The organism is Bergeyella cardium (assembly GCF_003614945.1).
GTDB lineage: Bacteria > Bacteroidota > Bacteroidia > Flavobacteriales > Weeksellaceae > Bergeyella_A > Bergeyella_A cardium.
Map to the genome: position 1 here is coordinate 495,627 of NZ_QYCZ01000001.1, position 20,894 is coordinate 516,520.

Annotated in this window: 19 protein-coding genes; 10 read left to right on the forward strand and 9 right to left on the reverse strand. The window is 38.5% G+C overall.

The features are described 5' to 3' along the window. Positions 1 to 164 precede the first annotated feature (164 nt). Positions 165 to 1,916 carry a signal peptide peptidase SppA gene (gene sppA / locus D8991_RS02250; RefSeq protein WP_120488569.1) on the reverse strand — a complete coding sequence of 584 codons (1,752 nt, stop codon included), beginning with the start codon at positions 1,914 to 1,916 and terminating at the stop codon, positions 165 to 167. A gap of 32 nt (positions 1,917 to 1,948) precedes the next feature. Here sppA and folK point away from each other — a divergent pair, with 32 nt between their 5' ends. From folK to gcvT, 8 genes are all read left to right on the forward strand, one after another. After that, entirely contained in the window at positions 1,949 to 2,383 is a 435-nt protein-coding gene (gene folK / locus D8991_RS02255; RefSeq protein ID WP_120488570.1) for a 2-amino-4-hydroxy-6-hydroxymethyldihydropteridine diphosphokinase, read from the forward strand. 3 nt (positions 2,384 to 2,386) lie between these two features. Beyond that, positions 2,387 to 3,493 (forward strand): OmpA family protein, encoded by a 1,107-nt coding sequence (locus D8991_RS02260; RefSeq protein ID WP_120488571.1) that lies wholly within the window; start codon positions 2,387 to 2,389, stop codon positions 3,491 to 3,493. A gap of 32 nt (positions 3,494 to 3,525) precedes the next feature. Next, on the forward strand, positions 3,526 to 4,998 hold the full coding sequence (locus D8991_RS02265) for an OmpA family protein (RefSeq protein ID WP_120488572.1): 1,473 nt from the start codon (positions 3,526 to 3,528) through the stop codon (positions 4,996 to 4,998). 92 nt (positions 4,999 to 5,090) lie between these two features. After that, entirely contained in the window at positions 5,091 to 6,992 is a 1,902-nt protein-coding gene (locus D8991_RS02270; RefSeq protein WP_120488573.1) for a RecQ family ATP-dependent DNA helicase, read from the forward strand. A 221-nt stretch (positions 6,993 to 7,213) separates the two neighbouring features. Beyond that, positions 7,214 to 8,365: a porin gene (locus tag D8991_RS02275; protein WP_120488574.1), complete on the forward strand. Its 1,152-nt coding sequence runs from the start codon at positions 7,214 to 7,216 to the stop codon at positions 8,363 to 8,365. A 40-nt stretch (positions 8,366 to 8,405) separates the two neighbouring features. After that, complete coding sequence (locus tag D8991_RS02280; RefSeq protein WP_120488575.1) at positions 8,406 to 9,098, forward strand: DedA family protein; 693 nt, start codon at positions 8,406 to 8,408, stop codon at positions 9,096 to 9,098. 10 nt (positions 9,099 to 9,108) lie between these two features. Continuing rightward, positions 9,109 to 9,636 carry an isopentenyl-diphosphate Delta-isomerase gene (gene idi / locus D8991_RS02285; RefSeq protein WP_120488576.1) on the forward strand — a complete coding sequence of 176 codons (528 nt, stop codon included), beginning with the start codon at positions 9,109 to 9,111 and terminating at the stop codon, positions 9,634 to 9,636. A 20-nt stretch (positions 9,637 to 9,656) separates the two neighbouring features. Beyond that, entirely contained in the window at positions 9,657 to 10,739 is a 1,083-nt protein-coding gene (gene gcvT, locus D8991_RS02290; RefSeq protein WP_120488577.1) for a glycine cleavage system aminomethyltransferase GcvT, read from the forward strand. A gap of 84 nt (positions 10,740 to 10,823) precedes the next feature. On the opposite strand, the gene D8991_RS02295 is transcribed toward gcvT, so the two are convergent. The 5 genes from D8991_RS02295 to folP form a co-directional block, all read right to left on the reverse strand. Then, positions 10,824 to 11,156 (reverse strand): hypothetical protein, encoded by a 333-nt coding sequence (locus D8991_RS02295; RefSeq protein WP_120488578.1) that lies wholly within the window; start codon positions 11,154 to 11,156, stop codon positions 10,824 to 10,826. A gap of 316 nt (positions 11,157 to 11,472) precedes the next feature. Next, a complete protein-coding gene (locus D8991_RS02300) occupies positions 11,473 to 12,033 on the reverse strand; it encodes a helix-turn-helix domain-containing protein (RefSeq protein WP_120488579.1) in 561 nt (186 codons plus the stop codon). 521 nt (positions 12,034 to 12,554) lie between these two features. Beyond that, the gene (locus D8991_RS02305; protein WP_120488580.1) at positions 12,555 to 13,913 is read right to left on the reverse strand and encodes a DUF4403 family protein; all 1,359 of its coding nucleotides are present in this window, start codon (positions 13,911 to 13,913) and stop codon (positions 12,555 to 12,557) included. Between the two features lie 118 nt (positions 13,914 to 14,031). Next, the gene (locus tag D8991_RS02310) at positions 14,032 to 14,628 is read right to left on the reverse strand and encodes a superoxide dismutase (RefSeq protein ID WP_120488581.1); all 597 of its coding nucleotides are present in this window, start codon (positions 14,626 to 14,628) and stop codon (positions 14,032 to 14,034) included. 207 nt (positions 14,629 to 14,835) lie between these two features. Beyond that, on the reverse strand, positions 14,836 to 15,624 hold the full coding sequence (folP, locus tag D8991_RS02315; protein ID WP_245957166.1) for a dihydropteroate synthase: 789 nt from the start codon (positions 15,622 to 15,624) through the stop codon (positions 14,836 to 14,838). Positions 15,625 to 15,826: 202 nt separating this feature from the next. On the opposite strand from folP, the gene D8991_RS02320 reads away from it, so the two are divergent. Beyond that, positions 15,827 to 17,161, forward strand: a complete 1,335-nt coding sequence (locus tag D8991_RS02320) for a dihydroorotase (protein ID WP_120488582.1) — start codon at positions 15,827 to 15,829, stop codon at positions 17,159 to 17,161. A gap of 97 nt (positions 17,162 to 17,258) precedes the next feature. Here D8991_RS02320 and D8991_RS02325 read toward each other — a convergent pair whose 3' ends face one another. Beyond that, complete coding sequence (locus D8991_RS02325; protein WP_120488583.1) at positions 17,259 to 17,963, reverse strand: hypothetical protein; 705 nt, start codon at positions 17,961 to 17,963, stop codon at positions 17,259 to 17,261. 39 nt (positions 17,964 to 18,002) lie between these two features. Further along, positions 18,003 to 18,506, reverse strand: a complete 504-nt coding sequence (locus D8991_RS02330) for a hypothetical protein (RefSeq protein ID WP_120488584.1) — start codon at positions 18,504 to 18,506, stop codon at positions 18,003 to 18,005. Between the two features lie 320 nt (positions 18,507 to 18,826). Here D8991_RS02330 and D8991_RS02335 point away from each other — a divergent pair, with 320 nt between their 5' ends. Continuing rightward, the gene (locus D8991_RS02335; protein ID WP_120488585.1) at positions 18,827 to 19,264 is read left to right on the forward strand and encodes a hypothetical protein; all 438 of its coding nucleotides are present in this window, start codon (positions 18,827 to 18,829) and stop codon (positions 19,262 to 19,264) included. A gap of 199 nt (positions 19,265 to 19,463) precedes the next feature. Here the strand turns inward: D8991_RS02335 and prfB are convergent, their stop codons facing one another. Then, complete coding sequence (gene prfB, locus D8991_RS02340; RefSeq protein ID WP_120488586.1) at positions 19,464 to 20,576, reverse strand: peptide chain release factor 2; 1,113 nt, start codon at positions 20,574 to 20,576, stop codon at positions 19,464 to 19,466. Positions 20,577 to 20,894: the final 318 nt, after the last annotated feature.

Genomic DNA, 20,894 nt, shown 5'->3' on the forward strand with positions numbered 1-20,894 from the left:
AAGTCGTGGCTGCTTTGCTACGGCTTTTTTTATCCTTATTGATGAAGAAATAAAATCAAGAGTAAGACTTTTCTAAAATACTAGGAAAAAAAATCTTTTGAAAGAATTAGAGGAAACAAAAAGCGCCTCACAAAGAGGCACTTTTTTCTTGTTATTATAAGGTGTTATTTTATACTGATTTCGTAAGGGGTTTCCATTAGGATTTGCCCTTTTATTTTGGGGTGAGCTATCTGCTCATAGATTTTGTAATTCTCTTTCCCGAGCTTGGATTTTAGGATTCTTGTGGAGATTTCTTCCTCATTCATCTTGCCAAAAATCTTTTCAAATGGAGAGACCTCCTTTGGATAGGAAACAACTTGATAGGTCTTGATGTTGGCTTTCTTCGCTGCGAATGCTAAGGCATCATTAAGTGTACCGAGCTCATCTACGAGGCCGATTTCCTTTGCTCTCGTGCCAGACCAAACCCTTCCGCCGCCTACTTCATCTACTTGCTCGAAGCTCATCTTTCTGTTCTCGGTTACGAAGTGTACAAATCTCTTATAGGTCTGCTCTACACTTTTGGTAATGATGCTCTGCCCGTCCTTAGAGAAGCCACTGAGGGGCGAGTATAAATGGCTATTGGTATGGGTAGAGACCACCTCGGAGTGGATGCCGTTTCTGTTGGCAAGTTCTTTTGCATTCATTAAAACCCCGAAAACCCCGATAGAGCCCGTGAGGGTGTTCGGCTCAGAATATATCTTGTCGCCTGCCATAGCGATGTAGTACCCTCCCGAAGCTGCATAGTCGCCAAAAGAAACAATAAGTGGCTTTTTCTTTTTGAGCTCGCTGAGTTCAAAGAGGATTTCATCCGAGGCATTGGCACTTCCCCCGGGAGAATTGATGCGGAGTACTACGGCTTTTATCTTTTTATCATCTGCAAGTTTCTTGATGTCTTTGATGAAAGTGGTGGAGTAGATACCATCATAGCCCTCGCCGTTGTAGATAGCTCCCGAAGCGTAAAGGATGCCTATTCTGTTATCATCTTTTGTTTTCTTTAAAGAATTAATATAGCCTGAAAAAGGGACTTTATTGATTTTATCTTTCTCTCCTATCTTGAGTTTAGCGCGGAGGATATCATCGTACTCCGCTCTTTGTATGAGTTTATCTGCCAGTCTATACTTTATATTATTATCGGGTATGTAGCTGTAGAGGCTATCGGTTATCGTTTGGAAATCTGCCAGGGCTATCTTTCGGGAAGCACTCATCTTTGGTGCCATTTGCCCCCATATATCGTTAAGCATAGCCGAGAGCTGCTCTTTATTTTCTGGTGATAAATCATTTCTCAGGTAAGGTTCTACTGCGGATTTGTACTTACCGTGGCGGATGATATCCAAGCCTATCCCGTACTTCTCTGCAAAATCTTTAAAGAAAGCAATCTCGGTAGATAGACCTTTTAAATCTATCCCTCCTGCTGGGTGGAGGTAATATTCATTGGCAACAGAGCCAAGATAATAGGTAGCTTGGCTTGCTGTATTGGCATAGGTGAGCACGAATTTTCCAGATTTTTTAAAGTCCTCTAATGCCGCTCGTATATCATCAAGCTGAGTAATTCCAGCAGAGATTTCATCAGTTTCAATGGATATTCCCTTAATCTGTTCATCGGTTTTGGCTTTTTCAATTGCTTGAAGAACATCAAAGAGGAGGAGGGTTTCCTTATCATCATTAAAGCCTAAGAAAGAATCTACTTCTTCATTGGGGCTGTCGATAATATGGGTTTTTAGATTTAATGCCAGTATAGAATTGTCTTTCACAGAGATTCCTGCGTCTTTACTCGCCATACTTATCCCAATAAAGGCGATTAAAAATATAAATCCTACCACACAAATAACCAATATTGCTACGATATTCGCCAGCACACTTTTAAAAAAACTTTTCATAAAATAGGTATATTAATCTTAATTTTGCCAATATGTTGCACAGAACTGTTATTTTGTTACTGGGAAGTAACCTTGGAGATCAAAAAAAAAATCTAGAAGAAGCCTTATCTGAGATTAAATTACAGATTGGTAAGGTATTACAGATTTCTAATTTTTTGTACTCGGAACCCGTAGAGTTTGTGAGTTCTAATATTTTTTGTAATATTGCAGCCTCAGTAAATACAATTTTATCTCCTATTGAACTATTAAGAGTGATTAAAAAGGTAGAGCAGAAGATGGGAAGGGAGTTTGACTCATCCTTTTATGAAGGAGAATACAGAGATAGAGTTATTGATATTGATATTGTGAAAATCGAGGGTTTGCATTTTGAGTGTAATAAACTCTCAATACCACATAAAAAACATTTAGAAGAAAGACAGTTTTCAAAAGAAATATTAAATAATCTTATAAATTTTTGTAAAACATAGATTATGAAACTAAGTTTATTATTGGCTATATCTTTACCAATAGCATTTTATGCACAGGAAAAGACTGCTGATCAAGTAAAAAAAGAAGAGTATCCTAATACATTTTCTTCAGGTTCAGCAAATGTGAGTAAATTTACCAATCAATCCCGATCATTTAATGATTGGGCTATCTCTGCTGGTGGAGGTACGGCATTAATGTCTTATGGTGACCTTACCTCTTTTTATGATGGTAAAATAGATTTTGGTTGGAATGCTTATTTAAGTGTAGATAAGCAAATTACTCATACTTTTGGTTTGAGTTTGCAATATCAGACAGGTAAAACTAATCAAAAAGCTCTTTTAAAAGAAGAATATGGAGTAGCTAAGGCTTGGTCAAAATATAACCAAATCAGTTTGCTTGGAGATATTAACTTAACAAACCTTTTAAGAAGGGTAGATAATAATTCTGCTTATAAATGGGCTTTGCACGGTTATGCAGGTATAGGATTAATGAGTTATAAAACCTATTTGGAAGATAGCTCTAAAAGGTGGAATAACCCATTTTCATTAGAGCAGGATTTTGATTTTGCATCTTTCTTCTTTCAAACAGGGGTAGGTGTAAAATATAATCTTTCAAGAAGATTAGATTTAGAAGCAAGAGCAATATATGTTATTACGGGTGATGATGAGTTTGATGGGGGAGGTGAGCAATCAGGTTTGGTACTAGGTACACCTAGACAGGCAGATAATCCATATAACTATATCAAGAAAAATACATCCGATAATTATTTTACTGTAAATATAGGGGTATCTGCTAAATTGGGTAAACATAATACTCATTTGGCTTGGTTTGATCCTTTGCAGGATGTGTATTATAGAACAGCTCTTTTAGAAAATAAGATCGGTGAGGTATATGTATGTGAAAAAGGAGATAAAGACAGAGATGGGGTATGTGATGATTGGGATAGACAGCTTGATACTCCTTTTTGGGCAAGAGTTGATGGTGCAGGTGTAGCATTAGATATTGACTTGGATGGTGTAATCGATCTCTATGATAAATGTGTAACAGTTCCAGGTGTTCCAGAAAATAAAGGCTGTCCCCTAGGTACTGAAATTCCTCAAAAAAAATAATTTAATTAGTTTAACATAAAAAATCAAATATAATGAAACTAAATTGTACAAGTGTTGCATTGGCATTAGCTTTACCAACTGTTATATTAGCTCAAAGTACAGTAGCAACAGAAGCTAATGGAGTTTTTCCTAATACTTTTACATCAGGCTCTTCTAATGTTTCCAAGTTTACTCAAGAATCAAAAAGATTTAATGATTGGTCTGTTTCTGCAGGGGTGGGAGTTCCACTTGTTCAGTCTGCAGACTTAACATCAATTAAAAATGGAAATGGTAAAAATGTTTTTGGATACTCCTTTTATTTAAGTGTAGATAAAGCAATCACTCATTCCTTTGGCCTTAAACTTCAGTATGACAGAGGAGAAACAAGACAAGGTTGGTTCCACACTAAAAAACATAACCCAAGCAGTGCTAAGGAGGTTGGAGCTTTAACTCAGTATGATGCGATCTCACTTATTGGAGATTTAAATTTTTCAAATTTACTTAGAAGGGTAGATAATCACTCTACATATAAGTGGGCTATTCACGGTTACTTTGGCTTTGGTACATTAGCCTATAGAGCTTATTTGGAAGATATGAACGGAACAGATTTAACCTCTGAGGTTAAACCTTTTAATTTGAGTTCATTATTTATACAGGCTGGTACCGGAGTTAAATATAAAATCTCAAGAAGATTTGATGTAGAAGGTAGAGTGATGTATGTAGTTACAGGTACAGATGAATTTGATGGTGGAGGTCAGCCATACAGTAATATTAATATGACTGAAGAGCAAATTTCAGATAATTTCTTTAATATTACAGCAGGTGTAACTTATAAAATTGGAAAACACCAATCTCATTTATTCTGGCATGATCCTTTCCAAGAGGTTTATTCCAAACTTGATAACTTGGCAAATAAAAATCAAGATATTGAAGTTTGTAAAAAAGGAGATCAGGATAATGATGGAGTATGTGATGACTGGGATAGACAACTTGATACACCTGCAGGTGCAAGAGTTGATGGTGCTGGTGTAGCTTTAGATGCTGACTTGGATGGTGTAATTGACCTTTATGATAAGTGTGTGACTGTTCCAGGACCTGTAGAAAATCAAGGTTGTCCACTAGAGCCTAAGCCAGAAGTTAAAATAAACACCAAGGCAGTAGTAAGCGAAGTTAATAAGCACTTTGAAGGTATAGAGTTTGAGCTTAACAGTGATAAAATTAGACCTGTTTCATTTGATAGACTGAATAAAGCAGCGGATATCATCAAGACTTTAAATTCTAATGATAGGTTCTTAGTTATCGGTGCTACAGATACTAGAGGCTCTGCTAAATATAACTTGGCACTTTCTCAAAGAAGAGCAAAAGCAGTAGTAAAATATTTAGTAGATAGAGGGGTGAGTACTTCAATGCTAATAGCAGAGGGTAGAGGTAAAAATGACCTTAAATATCCTGAGTGCGACCCAGCTACTAAGTGCCCTGAATGGAAAAATGAAGCAAATAGAAGAGTTTACTTTGAGGCTAAATAGTTTTTAAAATTAAACTTTGAAAATACTGAATCGGAAGTAGAATATTCTACTTCCGATTTGTTTTAATTATTTTGTTCTATCTTTACGCCTGTATGATATCAGCAGAGAATTTGAGGGATCTGAAATACCAAACGCTTAAGGAGTTTTGGGGCTATACCGAATTTAGAGCGCCTCAGGAGGGGATTATTGATAGCATCTTATCAGGCAAGGATACCGTAGCACTTCTCCCTACAGGAGGGGGTAAGTCGCTCTGCTATCAGCTTCCTGCATTGCTCAGCGAGGGCGTATGCCTTGTGGTTTCTCCGCTTTTAGCATTGATGAAGGACCAGGTTGAGCAGCTCAATTCCATAGGTATAGAGGCAGATTACCTCTCATCTGATTTGGATACGGTAGAGGAAGACCTCGTGTATTCCAGAGCGAAGGAGGGCGTTACAAAATTGCTCTACATCTCCCCTGAAAGATTGAGCAATCAAAGGTTTTTAATGGAAACTCAAGATATCCAGCTCTCTTTTATTGCGGTAGATGAGGCACATTGCGTCTCCGAATGGGGGCAGGACTTCCGCCCGAGCTATAGAAACATTAAAATGTTCAGGGAGCAGTATTATCATTTGCCTTGTATCGCACTTACGGCAACAGCCACCCCGAGAGTTCTCACCGAGATTGTAGATAAATTAGCACTAAAAGCTCCTCAAATCTTTAAAAAAGGCTTTAGAAGGGAGAATATTCATATTAATGTATTAGAAATCTCGGATAAATATCCTCATATCTATCATTATTTGAATATGAACCGCACCTCAGGGCTTATCTATACCCGAACGAGGAGAGAGGCAGAGGAATTATCCCAATATCTCCAATCAAGAGGATTGACAAATGTAGATTATTACCACGCAGGGCTGCCCAAAGATGAGCGAATAAAGAAGCAAAACTGGTGGCAGAGAAGCAGCCTGAATGTCCTGATCTCTACCAATGCTTTTGGGATGGGGATAGATAAGGAGAATGTCTATTTCATCATTCATCTTTCGCCATCTCAGTCCATCGAGAATTATTACCAAGAAATCGGAAGGGCGGGGAGAGACGGAGCCGAGAGCTTTGCCCACTTGCTTTGGGACAAGCAGGACTTGCTGAAGGTAGATAAGATACTGAGGAGCCAATACACCTCTAAGGAAGAGTACCAGAAGATTATTTCTTACCTCTACTCAATGTTTGGTATTGCTGAGCAGCAAAAGGTGGAGAAAGAATTTCAGTTTAGCCTTGAAAAATTGCTTAAACTGACGGCAATTGGGAAAACAAAACTAAAATCTGTCCTCAATTTTCTTCATATTCAAGAAGTGATTTACCTCAGGGAGCAAAAGAATCGCTCATCCATCGAGCTGCTTATTCCTTACGACCAGATAGAGCTCTTGCCAGAGGAAGATGCCTATTTCATTGAGCTTCTGCTACGGAATATTATAGGTTTTACGGCTCAGAAAGTACATTTTGATGAGGAAATCCTCTCCGAAAAGCTAGAATCTCCACTTCATCTGATAAAAAAGCGCCTCAGCAAGATGAAAAACAAAGGCTATATGGAATATATAGATGGCGGGCAGGCGAGCATTAAATTCCTCACCCCAAGAGATGAGAGGCTTTTGTTTGGGAAATACTATAAAACCTTCTCTACAATCCAAAAGAATAAAGTCCGAAAGTGGGAAGAGATGAAATTCTTCATTACCGATATCTCCTTCTGCAAAATGAGGCTGATTTTACAGTACTTCGGTGAGAGAAATGCTCAGGATTGTGGCAACTGCTCCTATTGTAGCAACCGATTTCAGAATAATATCAAGGGTAGCCCCCAAAAAGATATTCTCAATGCCTTAGCGAGCAGGCCTCTTACCTTAGATGAGCTATGTATTGCCATCAGTAACGGTAATCGAGAGGAGGTCCTCGAGCATCTCATCCTACTGAGAGATTCTGGCAAAATAAAAATGCAGGATTATAAGACTTATATGCTGGTATAAGTTCTTTATTCAGGGTTAATTTGCAGTGAAAGACACATAAAATCAAAAGCAGAAACCTTTACAGTAGAGAGACTTAATAGTAGGATAAGGCATCATTTGGTAAGATTTAAGAGAAAAGGAAAAGTTACTCAAAGTAAAAAATGATAGTAGAAAATTCTTTGAAACTTTTGTTTTTAAAGCTAAATAACGAATAGAGTATAATATATAGATAGTTAAAAACAATGAGAAAATATATTTTAATTATAGGAATAGCTCTGGCAAATGCTATAAGTGCGCAGACAGAGGAAACAAAAGCAGATTATCTGCTCAATAACCTTGATATTAACCTCGTATTTCGTTCCTCTTTGGAAGTCCCAGAGGGAGAAAACAATCAGGCGGGCTTTAAATTAAACGAAAGCCGACTGCAATTCATCGGGAAAGTGAATCCTGACATAAAATACAACCTAAGGTTTAGGCTCAACAGAGCGCAAGAGCCCAATACACTCGATAATGCCCCCGCCTCATTGGATTTTGCTTATGTAGAATACCTCTTCGGGAAGGAAAAACAGTGGTCAATTATGGCAGGGAAGCATTTCGTATCCACAGGCTCGTGGGAGGCGGATATCAACCCTGTATTTGAATACCAATACTCGGATTATCTTAATCAGCAACTCAATCTCTTTGCTTTCGGTACGAGGCTTTCGTATGCCTTCAATGCAAACCATCAGCTTCAATTGGAGGTTTATAATACCAGTAACAATACTTTTAGCAAGCTCCACAAAACCACAGGTTATAGTGTTAATGCTTTAAAAGCCGCTAAGCTTCCCCTTGGTGCCAACATCATCTGGAAAGGAGATTTCTGGGATAATAGATTCAGAACTTATTATTCTGCGGGCGTTTCTCAGGTAGCGGAAGGCAAAACTAATGTAAGCCTCTCTCTCGGGAACCGTTTTACCTTTGGAAATTTTGATATGTACTTAGACCTCCATCAAACCAATGCAGCGGTAGATTACTCCAACCTTATCTCTCCTGTATTAAATGCCTACAACCTCGCTCAGGATATCAATTATCAGCCTGTTTATGCTCGGAACATCCAGCATCAGGCGGCGGTACTTCGTGTGGATTATGCCCTCACGCCTAAAATCTTTATAACAGGGAAAACCATTGCAGAGCGTATCAACAGCAGATCTGAATCTATGGAGCGCCACCTCTCTCATCATTATATTAACCTTATCGGTTTGGAGTTTAAACCTTTTGAGAGCCAGAACTTCAAGATATTTACCCATTTCAGTAATAATTCATACAAATTCCACTCTACCTACAGGGAGCAGACGCCCAATACAAGCAAGAATATGCTGAGCGTAGGCTTGCTCTACCTTCTCAATATCCTCTAATATTAAAATTATCCTTACTTTTGCTCAAAGACTTTATTGAATGGAACATTTTGAGAGTTGGAAAGACTTGTTAAACCCAGAATTTTACATAAAACTCGGTGGTTTTTGGTTAGTGTTATTTATCATTTTTGCAGAAACGGGTTTATTTGTAGGGTTTTTCCTTCCTGGCGACAGTCTGCTATTCATCTCTGGTATATATGCAAAGACTATTATTGAAGAGACATTTGGCTCTTTCGGGAATGATTTTTTAGACACTTCTATTTTAGCTTTTTTTATCGCACTGGCGGCTATCATTGGCAATGAGGTAGGTTACTATTTCGGTTATAAAACAGGACCTGCTCTCTACAAGAGAGAAGATTCCTTGCTTTTCAAGAAAAAATATCTGTACCAAGCGCACGACTTCTTCGAGAAGCACGGTTCTATGGCAATTATCCTCGCCCGCTTCCTCCCGATTGTCCGTACTTTTACGCCCATCGTTGCGGGGATTGTCAAGATGGATAAAAAGAAGTTCTTCCGCGATAATATCATCGGGGGAGTCCTCTGGGCATTCCTTCTCGTCTATGCTGGGCATTATTTACAGCGCCTTTTGGAAGACCAGTTCGGGCTCGACTTGAAAAAACACTTGGAAATTATCGTCATCGGTCTTGTATTGGTTACCACACTGCCTGTAATCATCAAATTAGTCTTTGGAAAAGCAAGCGACAGAGGCAGCGATACTCATCCCCAACCCTAAATCTTATCCAATGACAGAGTTTGTAATCTTAGTAAATCCTCAGGACGAAGTTCAAGGGCTGATGGAGAAGCAAGAAGCCCATCGCAAAGGACTTTTGCACCGTGCCTTCTCTGTCTTCATTTTTAATTCCGATGGAGAAATGCTCCTCCAAAGGCGAGCGAGCACCAAATACCACTCGCCCAACCTCTGGACGAATGCCGTATGCTCGCACCCGAGAGAAGGCGAAACCTACAAAGACGCCGCAATCCGCCGAATGAAGGAAGAGCTAGGCATCAGCACAGAAGTAGAGAAGAAATTCCACTTTATCTACAAAGCCGAAGTAGGAGGAGGCTTGTGGGAGCACGAATTAGACACAGTTTTCGTGGGTGAGTACAATGGCCCCTTTTCCCCAAACCCTGCCGAAGTCTCCGAGCTTAGGTTTGTTTCCCTTGACAGGCTGAGCGAGGAAATCTCCCAGTCGCCAGAACAATTTACCGAATGGTTTAAAATCATTTTAAACGAGTTCCAACAGTTTTTGTTAAAGAATAAAATTAAATAATCAATACATAAAAGTAAGCAATGAAGAAAACAGCACTTTTTGACAAGCACTGCTCCCTCGGAGCCAAGATGGTGCCTTTCGCGGGCTTTGAAATGCCCGTGCAATACACAAGCGTAACCGACGAGCACTTCGCCGTAAGAGAAAGAGCAGGGATGTTCGATGTCTCTCATATGGGGCAGTTCCTCATCGAAGGTGCAGAGGCAAAAAACCTCCTGCAATATGTAACCACAAACGATATCGCCCTCCTCACCGACGGTAAGGCACAGTACTCCTGCCTGCCCAACGGAAGCGGAGGCATCGTAGATGACCTCATCATCTATAAAATGAATGACGAGAAGTATTTCGTGGTCGTAAACGCCTCGAATATCGAGAAAGACTGGGCGCATATCTCTAAATACAATGAGAAATTTGGAGCAAAGATGACCAACCTCTCCGATGAGACCTCCCTCATCGCTATTCAAGGGCCGCTTGCCCTCCAAGTCCTCCAAAAACTGACGCCAGTAAACCTCTCCGAAATCCCCTACTACCATTTCTCGGTGGGAGTGGTGAATGAAATCCCTAATGTCATCATATCCAACACAGGATACACAGGGAGCGGAGGCTTTGAAATCTATTTTGAAAATCAATATGCCGAAAAACTCTGGGATGCCATCTCCCTTGCGGGAAAAGAAGAGGGGCTTATCCCTTGCGGGCTCGGGGCGAGAGATACCCTCAGGTTAGAAAAAGGCTTCTGCCTCTATGGGAATGATATAGACGACTCTACCTCGCCGATGGAAGCTGGACTGGGCTGGATAACCAAGCTGCAGAAAGGAGATTTCATCAATAGGGAAGTCTTTGCAAAGCAGAAGGAAGAAGGCGTTACAAGGAAATTGGTTGGGTTTGAGCTGCTGGAAAAAGGAGTGCCCCGCCACGGCTACGAAGTAGTAGATTCCGAAGGAAAAGTCATCGGTACGGTAACCTCTGGAACCTCCTCGCCGATGAAAAAAATAGGAATTGGGCTCGCCTATGTGCCTACCGAGTTCTCAAAGCCCAGCTCGGAAATCTTTATACAGGTGCGCAACAAACATTTAAAGGCTACGGTGGTAAAATTGCCTTTCGTATAAGAGAGAAACACCTTACAATACAAATAAACCTCTGCCCTGGGCAGAGGTTTATTTTATGAGTTTGTCCCAAAATAAAGACTTTCTTTATGGGGTTATACCTTTATTTGTTGTGTAGTATTTCTTTTTTAGAAAAAAGACTGTAAAAAATAAGACTAAAACTATTGAAATATATTTTACAACTAACATTCTATCTGTTTCCTTAAAAAAAGCTCCAATAATAAAAAGAGTTATAATTCCTCCACTGGTTTCAATCAAATTTTCTTTCAAACTTTTGTTATTATCAATAAGATAATGATAGGCTAAAGCTATAAAAGACGAAAATACAATGAGCATTGAGTCTTGGTTACCAAAAAATATAATCCCTGTGATTATATAAAATATTGGTATAATACTTACTTTAAAGATTCTGTTTTTCATATAAAAATATAATATAATTAATAAATAATATTATTAAAATCCTACATATCCTGTACATTCCTGAGAAACTAAAGCTAATAAAATAGCTAAAATTGAAATGATTTTTTTGTCCATTTTTTTTATTTTTAATAAATCGTTCCAAATCTAAATAAATTATTTCAATTACCAAAATATATGTATTAAAAAATTCTAAATAAAAAATGTTGCATTAGAAAAGTAAAACAACACTCTCTTCAATATATTGTTTTTAGGTATTATCGGGGAGGAGAAGGATGTCCCAAGAGTTAAGCCACAATATTACTCCCTATCAACTTTACTAAATCCTATCCAGTAGGGTTATTTCCTTCTCCCTCCTCTTTCTAAATTCTCTCGGCGAGAGCCCTGTATAATCCTTCATTTGTTTAGAAAGGTGCTGCACAGATTTGTACCCGAGCATCGCAGCTATCTGTGTATTGCTGTATTCCTCGTAGGTGAGGAGCTCCTTTGCTTTTTCTAGCCTGTGGCGAATAAAATAATACCGTATGCTTATCTTTTCGTTCTCCAAAAAGAGCCGCGCCATATCTCTATATTTCTTATTCGTAACCTCTCGCACGAAATCCGAGATAATAATCCCCTCCTCTACATCGAGCGAGGCTATTTTCTCCCGTATCGCAGTCTTTATCGCTTCTAGTAGCCTGTCTTTTTCCCGTATAAGTATCTGAAAACCCTCTTTTCTCAGCTCAAGGTCTAATTCTTTTATCATCTCTTTAGATACGGAGCTTAGAACATAGACTTCCCCCAAAGAAACCCTCCCTACGGAGATGTTTTTCTCCTCAAAAATCCGCTTCACGGCTCTAATGCACCTCTCGCAGACCATATTCTTAATATAAACTACCATATTTATATGTATTTAGTGTTATTCAGCTTGATATTTTAGGAGAGATAATGCCTTTCCCCCACATTTTGGAAAAATTCTAAGCCCCTCTCCTCAATTTTATGATACAAATGTATGAAAATTTATTATAAACTTATATCCGTGGTCAAAATAGTTATACTTGTTTGTTGCCAACTTATATTTTTAGTCAAAATAGTTATACTCGTTTGTTGATAACTTATATTTTTAGTCAAAATAGTTATACTCGTTTGTTGCTAACTTATATTTTTGGTCAAAATAGTTATACTCGTTTGTTGCTAACTTATATTTTTGGTCAAAATAGTTATACTCGTTTGTTGCCAACTTATATTTTTGGTCAAAATAGTTATACTCGTTTGTTGCCAACTTATATTTTTGGTTAATTTAGTTCTATTTTTATATATATTACTATTTTTTGGGGCTTAAAGTATCAGATTTGAAGATTAAATATCGGGATAAGGGCAAGAAAAATCCCCATCCTGAAAGAGAAAGGGGGAGGGTTGGGATTAATTTCCTGCCAGCATAAGCCGCACGGAGGCTTGCATATCTATAATGGCAGTGAGCCCGTGCACTCCTACAAGTATCTTCTGCGGCGCGAGAGAAGTAACTCTTCCCGAGAGCTTTACCCCTTTGTAATAGTCTTTATTAAAGGCTTGTTCGGTACTTTTTCGGGAGTAGTTTTCGAGCTCGGCAGTAGGGATTCCGTAGTCTTCTTCTATCATTCGTGTGATTTTGTTTTTGAACAAGAGCGATGCTGCTTTGTGGAGGATGTTTTGGGTTCTCAGCTTGAAGTGGGTCTCTCTCAGCACAATTTTTCTCTTCTGAGCATCATATACGGGCGTTCCCGTGATGATGCTGACGCCATTTACAGCGCCTTCGGTAGTAGCTTCAAGGACTACCTGACCGTCCTTCCCATATACTTTGATGTCTTTTATCTGTACTTTATGCTTCGAATCTCGGAAATCGAACTCCTTCTCATCAAACATCTCCATTGCCATTCTCGTTGCTTCCGAATAGGGGATGCTGGCAGTGGTTTGCAGGAGGAAGTTGGTCGGGAGCACCTCTGCCTTACTAAAAGCGGGAGCTGCGGTTCTTAGTGCGGAGGCTTTGGGCTTTGCCCCTGTGAGGGTTTCGGAGAAAATCTCTACTCCTATACTGAAATCAAGGGCGTCTTTGTAGAAAACAAGAGGCGTTACGCTGATTTTTGTTGGACTGATCTTCAGCCAAGTATGGAAGTCTTCTGAAATGAGGAAGGGCTCGGAGAATAGGTTCCACGCGGAGACTACCATCTCTTGGAAATTGAGTTTTGAGGAGAGTTCCTTGTCCATTGTAGCACAGAATTTCTGCTGTTCTGTGCGTAATTTGCTTTCCACAAGAGGGGTGATGGGGATTTTCACCTGCCCGTAATCGAGGACGGGTTTGCTCACCCACTTAAAGCCCTTGCTTGTGGTTTGGGTAGAGATGGTCCAGTTGGGATTAAAGTTGATGCTGGTATTAAAGTGCATTACGGTCTCAAAAGTGGTCTCTTGATAGGTATAAACGCCGAGTGTACCGATGCCTTTTTCTATCCAGATCTTTATCGGGACTTCTATCAGGAAGTTTTGCTTTGCGCCGGAGGTTATTTTTATGGGGTTGGTTTTCCATACTTTGATTCTCAGCTGGTCATTATTATTATCCACCCTTGAATCATCTGAGAATATGAGCCCTGTTACTGAGCTGTTTGCAATGTTCATAAGTTCGGAGAGCGGAACACGCACGGGCATATTTATCGATGACTTTAATTTTGGGAAATTGTAGTTGATTTCTTGAGAAAATAGCTTCCCGAAGCTCATTATCCATAGGATTAGGATTAATTTATGGTTCATCTTTCTTAGATTTTATGATATTGAGGGCAAAGCTAAGGGAAATGTTGTAAAAGTGAAATAAAAAATCCACAGCCAAAAAATTCGGCTATGGATTCCACTCAATTTAAATGAAAAATTACTATTTATTATAAAGATTCTCTACTTTATCCCAATTGATGACACTAAAAAATGCCTCAATATAATCTGGTCTTCTGTTCTGATAATTCAGATAATAGGCGTGTTCCCATACATCAAGCCCTAAAATAGGGGTTCCGCTGCATCCTACCTCTGGCATCAAGGTATTGTCTTGATTCGCCGTGGAGCAAACTATCAGAGAGCTGTCATTTTGCTTACACAACCAAGCCCATCCTGAGCCGAATCTGGTTTTTGCGGCATTCTCAAAGTCAGTTTTAAACTTCTCAAAGCCTCCGTAAGCCTCAATAGCTTCTTTTACTTTTCCAACAGGCTCTTTACTCCCACCAGGGGTTAATATTTCCCAAAACAGAGAGTGGTTAAAATGCCCACCACCATTATTTCTTACCGCTGGAATATGAGAACCTTCTCTGCATATTTCCTCTAATGTAATCCCTTCCAGTTCGGTATCTTTAATAGCTGCATTTAAATTATCTACATAGGCCTTATGATGTTTTGTATGGTGTATTTCCATTGTCTTAGCATCAATTGCTGGTTCCAAAGCATCATAATTATAGCTCAAATTTGGTAACTCAAATGGCATAACTCTATTTTTGATGTTGCAAATGTAAATCATCAGTTTCTATAAATCACACTTATTACAATTGTTATTATTTATTGCTGTGATAGATAAAAATGAAAACTATTGTCTTTTTATTGATAATAAGAGACTTGAATATTCTAAAAATAATAAAATAATATTATTGTACAAGGATAATATATTATTTTAGTAGAGGCTGTTTTTAGGTTTTTAATAGTGTTTTCTGATGATTTTAGCCCCCTTTTGCAATGCTTTTTGGTGTAAAGCTTCTACCTCTTGTTCTATTTCCAAAGGAGATTTGCCCAGTGGCTTATAAATAAATGATTTTCTCGAAATACCGATGAGCATTGGTAAGCCCCCGAAGCCGATATAGCTGAGCTCATCGAGCATTTGATGCTGCTGCTCTATGGTTTTACCGAAACCAAAACCTGGATCGAGGATGATGTCTTTAATCCCAAACTTTTGTCTTAGTTCGCCAACCTTCTCTGAGAAAAATCGATTAATCTCGAGGATGATATCCCCTGTGATGAGCTTTTCGTGCATTGTTTCATAGCTTGGATTAATGTGCATTAAGATGTAAGGAAGCCCCGTTTGTGCCACTGCGGGGAGCATCTCTTCATCAAACTGACCCGCAGAGATGTCGTTGATGATATCTATCCCCTCATCATATCCAAACTTGACTACTTTGCCATAAAAAGTGTCGAGTGAAATTAGGATTTGTGGGAATTCCTTTTTCAGCTTTGAGATAATGCTCCCCAGCCGGTCTATTTCCTGCTTCGCAGAGAGCTTTTGTGCATTGGGGCGGGTAGATTGTGCGCCTATGTCTATGATTTCGGCTCCCTTAGAAAGCATTTTCTCTACCTGCTTTATCGCGGCGTATTCATTATTAAACAATCCACCATCTGAAAAGGAATCTGGGGTGATATTGAGAATCCCCATCATCTTAGGATGAGATAAATCAATAAGCCTACCCCTGCAATTGATTAAACACTGGTTCATATATGTCTTACTTTTTTTCAGAACACAAATATACGGCTTCCAGCTGATGGACTTCCCTACACTATAGCCAGTAAGGTGTTTGTTTTTTTATGATAGATAATTATTGTCCAACGAACACTCCGATTATATTGGACTGTCCTTAGCGGGTTGGTATGAGAGATTAGAATAAAATTCCTACTTTTACAAGGCTAAAAAGTATAAAATGAAAACACTGATAAAGAATGCTAAAATCGTTAATGAGAATCAAATTTTTCAGTCAGATGTACTTATTGAAAATGATTTCATCGCTAAAATTTCTGAACATATCTCCGAAAAAGGAGTGGATAAGATCATCAATGCAGAAGGGAAATACCTTCTGCCTGGGATAATTGATGATCAGGTGCATTTCCGAGAGCCTGGGCTTACCTACAAAGGCGATATAGAGAGCGAGAGCCGTGCTGCCATAGCAGGAGGAGTAACCACTTTCATAGACCAGCCCAATACAGTGCCCAATGCCGTAACTCAGGAGCTTTTACAACTGAAATACGATATCGCTGCTGAAAAATCCTTTGCCAACTATGGTTTTATGATGGGTGGTACAAATGACAATCTGGATGAAGTCCTCAAAACCAATCCGAGGAATGTGCCTGGAATAAAGCTATTTCTCGGCTCTTCCACAGGAAATATGTTAGTAGATAATCCAGAGACGCTGGAAAATATATTTCGCAAGACAAAGATGCTCATTGCGGTTCATTGTGAGGACGAAGCTACTATACGAAATAATACTCATACCTATAAAGAACAGTACGGAGATGATATTCCTGTAAAGTTTCATCACCTTATCCGCAGTGAGGAAGCCTGCTGGATTTCCTCATCAAAAGCAGTAGAACTCGCAAAGAAAACAGGAGCAAGACTTCATATATTTCACCTTTCCACAGCGAGAGAAACCTCTCTTTTCAGAAATGATATTCCCCTAAAAGATAAAAAGATTACCGCAGAGGTTTGTGTGCACCATCTTACCTTTACTAATGAGGATTATGAGACTAAGGGTAGCCTTATCAAATGGAACCCTGCAGTAAAAACTCAAAAAGATAAAGACGGGCTCTGGAAAGCCTTATTGGATGATAGAATAGATGTAATCGCTACCGACCATGCTCCACATACCTGGGAAGAGAAGCAAAAACCCTACACTCAATGTCCATCAGGGGCACCATTGGTGGGTCATTCTCTTTTAGTAATGCTGGAAAATTATCATACAGGAAAAATCTCCTTAGAGAAAATTGTAGAAAAAATGGCACATAACCCCGCTATAATTTTTAAAATTGAAAAAAGAGGCTTTATCAGGGAAGGGTATAAGGCTGATTTAGTGCTTGTGGATTTTAATGAAAAATGGGTAGTGAGCAAAGAAAATCTCTTGTATAAATGTGGCTGGTCTCCATTAGAAGGTATGGAACTAAGTTCCAAAGTAACTCATACTTTTGTAAATGGACATCTTGCTTATGAAAATGGACTTATCTCTCAAGAGAAAAAAGGCGAAAGGCTTTTATTTGAGAATTAGCCCTATACATAATAACTAAATAAAACAAAACCCTCTCTTAATTTTAAGAGAGGGTTTCTTGTATTAAAATTATTTATTAACTCTTTTCCTAATTTAATTAGAAAGCATAACCTAATCTAATACCTGCAACTACAGAAGGAGTAATTCCGAAAGAGCTACCACCTTTAGTAGAAGATTCTGTATTAGTAGTAACACCACCTACAGTTGCAGAAGATGAAGTTTTAGTCTCTCCTCTAGATCCAAACTTCACAGCAAGACCTCCTTCTACACCAAGGTAAACTCTCTTAGCAAAATAGTAATCTGCACCAAATACACCTCTTACACCAAAGTTGAAAGCATTAGGACCTTTAACTTCGTTTTTACTTTTATCAGTATTAGTAAGGGAGTTAACTTCAGTAGTAACTTTTTGGCTATTAAAACCTACCAAGATATCACCACCTACATAGGTATCTAATCTATCAGTACCTGTAAAGTGTCTTTCAACACCAAGACCTAATTCTAAACCTAAATTAGATTTTGTTTGCTTGTTATCAGAAACATTAGGTACACTTGCAGATTTATCAGTAGTGCTTGTGCTATTTACATTCAAGATTCCTCTGTAAGCCCATTGTTCTGAGTTAAAGTATCTTGCTTTAAATACTGCACCTGCATCTAAACCTGCTGCTGGAAGGGATACTGCTGTATTACCCAAACCACCAGAAAGACCGAAATCTACAGTTACATCACCTGCACCAGCTTTGTACTCCTGAGCATTTACTGCTGCGAAAAGTGCTAACGCACCCGTTAAAAATAACTTTTTCATTGTTTTAAAAAATTTTATTTACTGTTAAATTTTACTTTATTAAAAATGGATAGCAAAACCAAGGTTTCCACTAAATACTCCTTTTTGGCCTTCTTTGAAACCGATATCATATCTGATACCTGGTTCTAAAGATACATTTGGTGCTACAAACCAAGCATAACCTCCTTGTAAGCCTACTGCATTAGCACTATTACCATCTGAAGAAGCTCCATTAAAGTCTACTTGTAATGGGATTTGCCCGATAACATAATACTTAAGACCAAGTTTGTAATTGAAGGTATTTTGAGAGTTTCCCTCAGAAGTATACCCTAAGCCAGCTTTAATCGCTAAGTTTTCGATTACAAAATAACCAGCTTCTGCACCAATCCTAAATGCTGTATTGCCATTTGAACTTTTTAATGCAACTCCTGTTTGTGCTGGACTAAACTGACCGAAACCAGTATTAGCTTCTACAACCCAGCTACCTTCTGATAATGCTTTTTGAGCATTTACGCTCATCATTCCGAAAAGTGCCAAAGCACCTGTTAAAAATAATTTTTTCATTGTTTAGAATTTTAATTTTCTTATTAAAAGTAGAGCAAATATAAACTTTTTTTATATATTACTAAAAGATTTTTTTTCTACATATGTAATAAATAATAAAACAAATTAAACAATAATAATGCCAAAATAATATTTTAATACATATATTTAAAAATATCAAGATTTTAAATAGGAAAAAAATAATTATAAAGTATTAACAGATTAGGAATTATGATTTTTATCATAAATATGATTTTTTGATAAACTAAAGGTCTATTATAATGGTTAAAAGAATTTCCATAATATTGAAGTTTTGGTTATTTTTACCGAAATTTAAAATTATGAAAAAGCTGGTATTAGGACTTGTATTATTGGTAAGCATAGGATGTAAAAAAGAAATTAGAACCGAAAGTTCTCCATTGATAGATTCATTGGAAATGAATGATACAATACAATTGGATAGCATAGAACTAAATGGAAGTGAAGGAAAAACAATCTTCAGCCAAGGCGGAAAAACAATTATAGTTTTTGATACAAAAGCAAATACAGGAATAATAAATATTAATGGTAAAAAAATTCTACTGGATGAGTTAGTATTTACAGAAAATAATTATGAAATCAGTGGACAAAATATTAAAATAACTGCAGAGGATGGAGATTTCAAAGAATCTGAAAATAATTGTAATGAGGGGATTTTTAAGTGTGTATATATTGAATTTGAAGGCAAACTAAGTCTCCTTGAAAATATAAAAGTAAAAGACTGTAGAGATTATAACTAAAAGTTTTTAAAAAAATTCTACTATCGTTTTTGACTTTGAGTAGCTTTTTTCTTTTTCTCTTGAATCTTGCCAAAGAACTTTTCTTACTTTATATCCCTAACAGCTTTAATCTTATTTGATACTTGACATTTGGTGCAGTTTATTTAGCTAAACCACAAAAATAGATGAAGTTAGTAATGCCTTATATTGTTTTAAGGTTTTACAAGTCAAAATCATCATTAGACACCGCAGTGCCGTCTGCCATTAGAAAGGCTTTCAGAAAGGGGGTAATGTTTCCATTCATCACCGAATCTACATCGGAGGTTTCGTAGGCAGAACGAACATCTTTTACGAGTTTGTAAGGGTGCATTACATAGTTTCGTATCTGGCTGCCCCATTCAATTTTCATTTTATTGGCTTCGATTTCGTTTCGGGCTTTCATCCTTTCTTCAAGCTCTATTTCATAGAGACGAGATTTGAGGAGCTGAAGCGCCTTTTCCTTGTTTTGAAGCTGAGAACGGCTCTCGGAGTTTTCAATAATAATGCCCGTAGGTGAGTGCCTAAGCCTTACGGCAGTCTCTACTTTATTTACATTCTGCCCGCCGGCACCTGAGGCTCTCATCGTCTCGAAACTGATGTCCGCAGGGTTAATGTTAATTTCAATCGTATCATCTACAAGAGGGTATACATAGACCGAAACGAAGCTCGTATGCCGCTTGGCATTGCTGTCAAATGGGGAGATTCTCACCAGCCTGTGCACGCCGTTTTCGCCTTTTAAGTATCCGAAGGCATACTCGCCATCAATCTCGAGGGTAACGGTCTTGATGCCCGCCACATCTCCCTCCTGATAGTTGAGCTCTCGTATTTTGTAGCCTTGCTTTTCTGCCCACATTGTGTACATTCTCATCAGCATAGATGCCCAGTCGCAAGATTCCGTACCGCCAGCACCCGCCGTAATCTGAAGTACGGCAGAAAGCTCATCGCCTTCATTGGAAAGCATATTCTTAAACTCAAGGTTTTCTATTTTTTCAATGAGCAGGGGGAAGCTCTCATCGAGTTCCCGCTCGGAGTCTGGGTCTTCCTTAGCGAAGTCAGCAAGCACCTGTATATCCTCAAACGAGTGGAAGATTTCCTCATAATCATCTACCCATTTCTTTTTGGAGCGGAGCTGCTTTAGGAAAGATTCTGCCTCTTTTGGGTTGTCCCAAAACTCTGGTGCAGCGGTTTTTTCATCATCATTAGCAATTTCAATCTTCTTTTTATCTATTTGAAGATATTTATATAAATCCTCTATTCGGGACTGCGCGAGTTTTAACTGTTCTGCTGTTATCATTTTGCAAAGATAAGGTTTTCCCCACCGTAACCGCCCACTGTGTGGGGCACACTTAGACCGTAGCCGGTCGGGCACTTAGCCATAGCGTGGCAGGCAATTATTGAAAAAAAGCCCGTCGTTTAGGTCAGAGACCCTATTTTTTAGGTTAAAAAGCCCGCCGACCCGGTCAAAAACCCCGCTGACCCGGTTAAAAAGCCCGTCGACCTGGTTAGGAACCAGGAAAACGCGGTTAATAACCTGGAAATTGATAAAAAACAGTGTGTTTTTTTATTAAAATGATAATTAGCAGTTGGCTGCTGGCTATTAGCTAATTGCTAT

What these genes read in the sequence shown, in the direction of transcription:
- sppA (WP_120488569.1), bottom strand. Translation starts at nt 1,916, where the DNA reads ATGAAAAGTTTTTTTAAAAGTGTGCTGGCGAATATCGTAGCAATATTG.
- folK (WP_120488570.1), top strand. Translation starts at nt 1,949, where the DNA reads ATGTTGCACAGAACTGTTATTTTGTTACTGGGAAGTAACCTTGGAGAT.
- D8991_RS02260 (WP_120488571.1), top strand. Translation starts at nt 2,387, where the DNA reads ATGAAACTAAGTTTATTATTGGCTATATCTTTACCAATAGCATTTTAT.
- D8991_RS02265 (WP_120488572.1), top strand. Translation starts at nt 3,526, where the DNA reads ATGAAACTAAATTGTACAAGTGTTGCATTGGCATTAGCTTTACCAACT.
- D8991_RS02270 (WP_120488573.1), top strand. Translation starts at nt 5,091, where the DNA reads ATGATATCAGCAGAGAATTTGAGGGATCTGAAATACCAAACGCTTAAG.
- D8991_RS02275 (WP_120488574.1), top strand. Translation starts at nt 7,214, where the DNA reads ATGAGAAAATATATTTTAATTATAGGAATAGCTCTGGCAAATGCTATA.
- D8991_RS02280 (WP_120488575.1), top strand. Translation starts at nt 8,406, where the DNA reads ATGGAACATTTTGAGAGTTGGAAAGACTTGTTAAACCCAGAATTTTAC.
- idi (WP_120488576.1), top strand. Translation starts at nt 9,109, where the DNA reads ATGACAGAGTTTGTAATCTTAGTAAATCCTCAGGACGAAGTTCAAGGG.
- gcvT (WP_120488577.1), top strand. Translation starts at nt 9,657, where the DNA reads ATGAAGAAAACAGCACTTTTTGACAAGCACTGCTCCCTCGGAGCCAAG.
- D8991_RS02295 (WP_120488578.1), bottom strand. Translation starts at nt 11,156, where the DNA reads ATGAAAAACAGAATCTTTAAAGTAAGTATTATACCAATATTTTATATA.
- D8991_RS02300 (WP_120488579.1), bottom strand. Translation starts at nt 12,033, where the DNA reads ATGGTAGTTTATATTAAGAATATGGTCTGCGAGAGGTGCATTAGAGCC.
- D8991_RS02305 (WP_120488580.1), bottom strand. Translation starts at nt 13,913, where the DNA reads ATGAACCATAAATTAATCCTAATCCTATGGATAATGAGCTTCGGGAAG.
- D8991_RS02310 (WP_120488581.1), bottom strand. Translation starts at nt 14,628, where the DNA reads ATGCCATTTGAGTTACCAAATTTGAGCTATAATTATGATGCTTTGGAA.
- folP (WP_245957166.1), bottom strand. Translation starts at nt 15,624, where the DNA reads ATGAACCAGTGTTTAATCAATTGCAGGGGTAGGCTTATTGATTTATCT.
- D8991_RS02320 (WP_120488582.1), top strand. Translation starts at nt 15,827, where the DNA reads ATGAAAACACTGATAAAGAATGCTAAAATCGTTAATGAGAATCAAATT.
- D8991_RS02325 (WP_120488583.1), bottom strand. Translation starts at nt 17,963, where the DNA reads ATGAAAAAGTTATTTTTAACGGGTGCGTTAGCACTTTTCGCAGCAGTA.
- D8991_RS02330 (WP_120488584.1), bottom strand. Translation starts at nt 18,506, where the DNA reads ATGAAAAAATTATTTTTAACAGGTGCTTTGGCACTTTTCGGAATGATG.
- D8991_RS02335 (WP_120488585.1), top strand. Translation starts at nt 18,827, where the DNA reads ATGAAAAAGCTGGTATTAGGACTTGTATTATTGGTAAGCATAGGATGT.
- prfB (WP_120488586.1), bottom strand. Translation starts at nt 20,576, where the DNA reads ATGATAACAGCAGAACAGTTAAAACTCGCGCAGTCCCGAATAGAGGAT.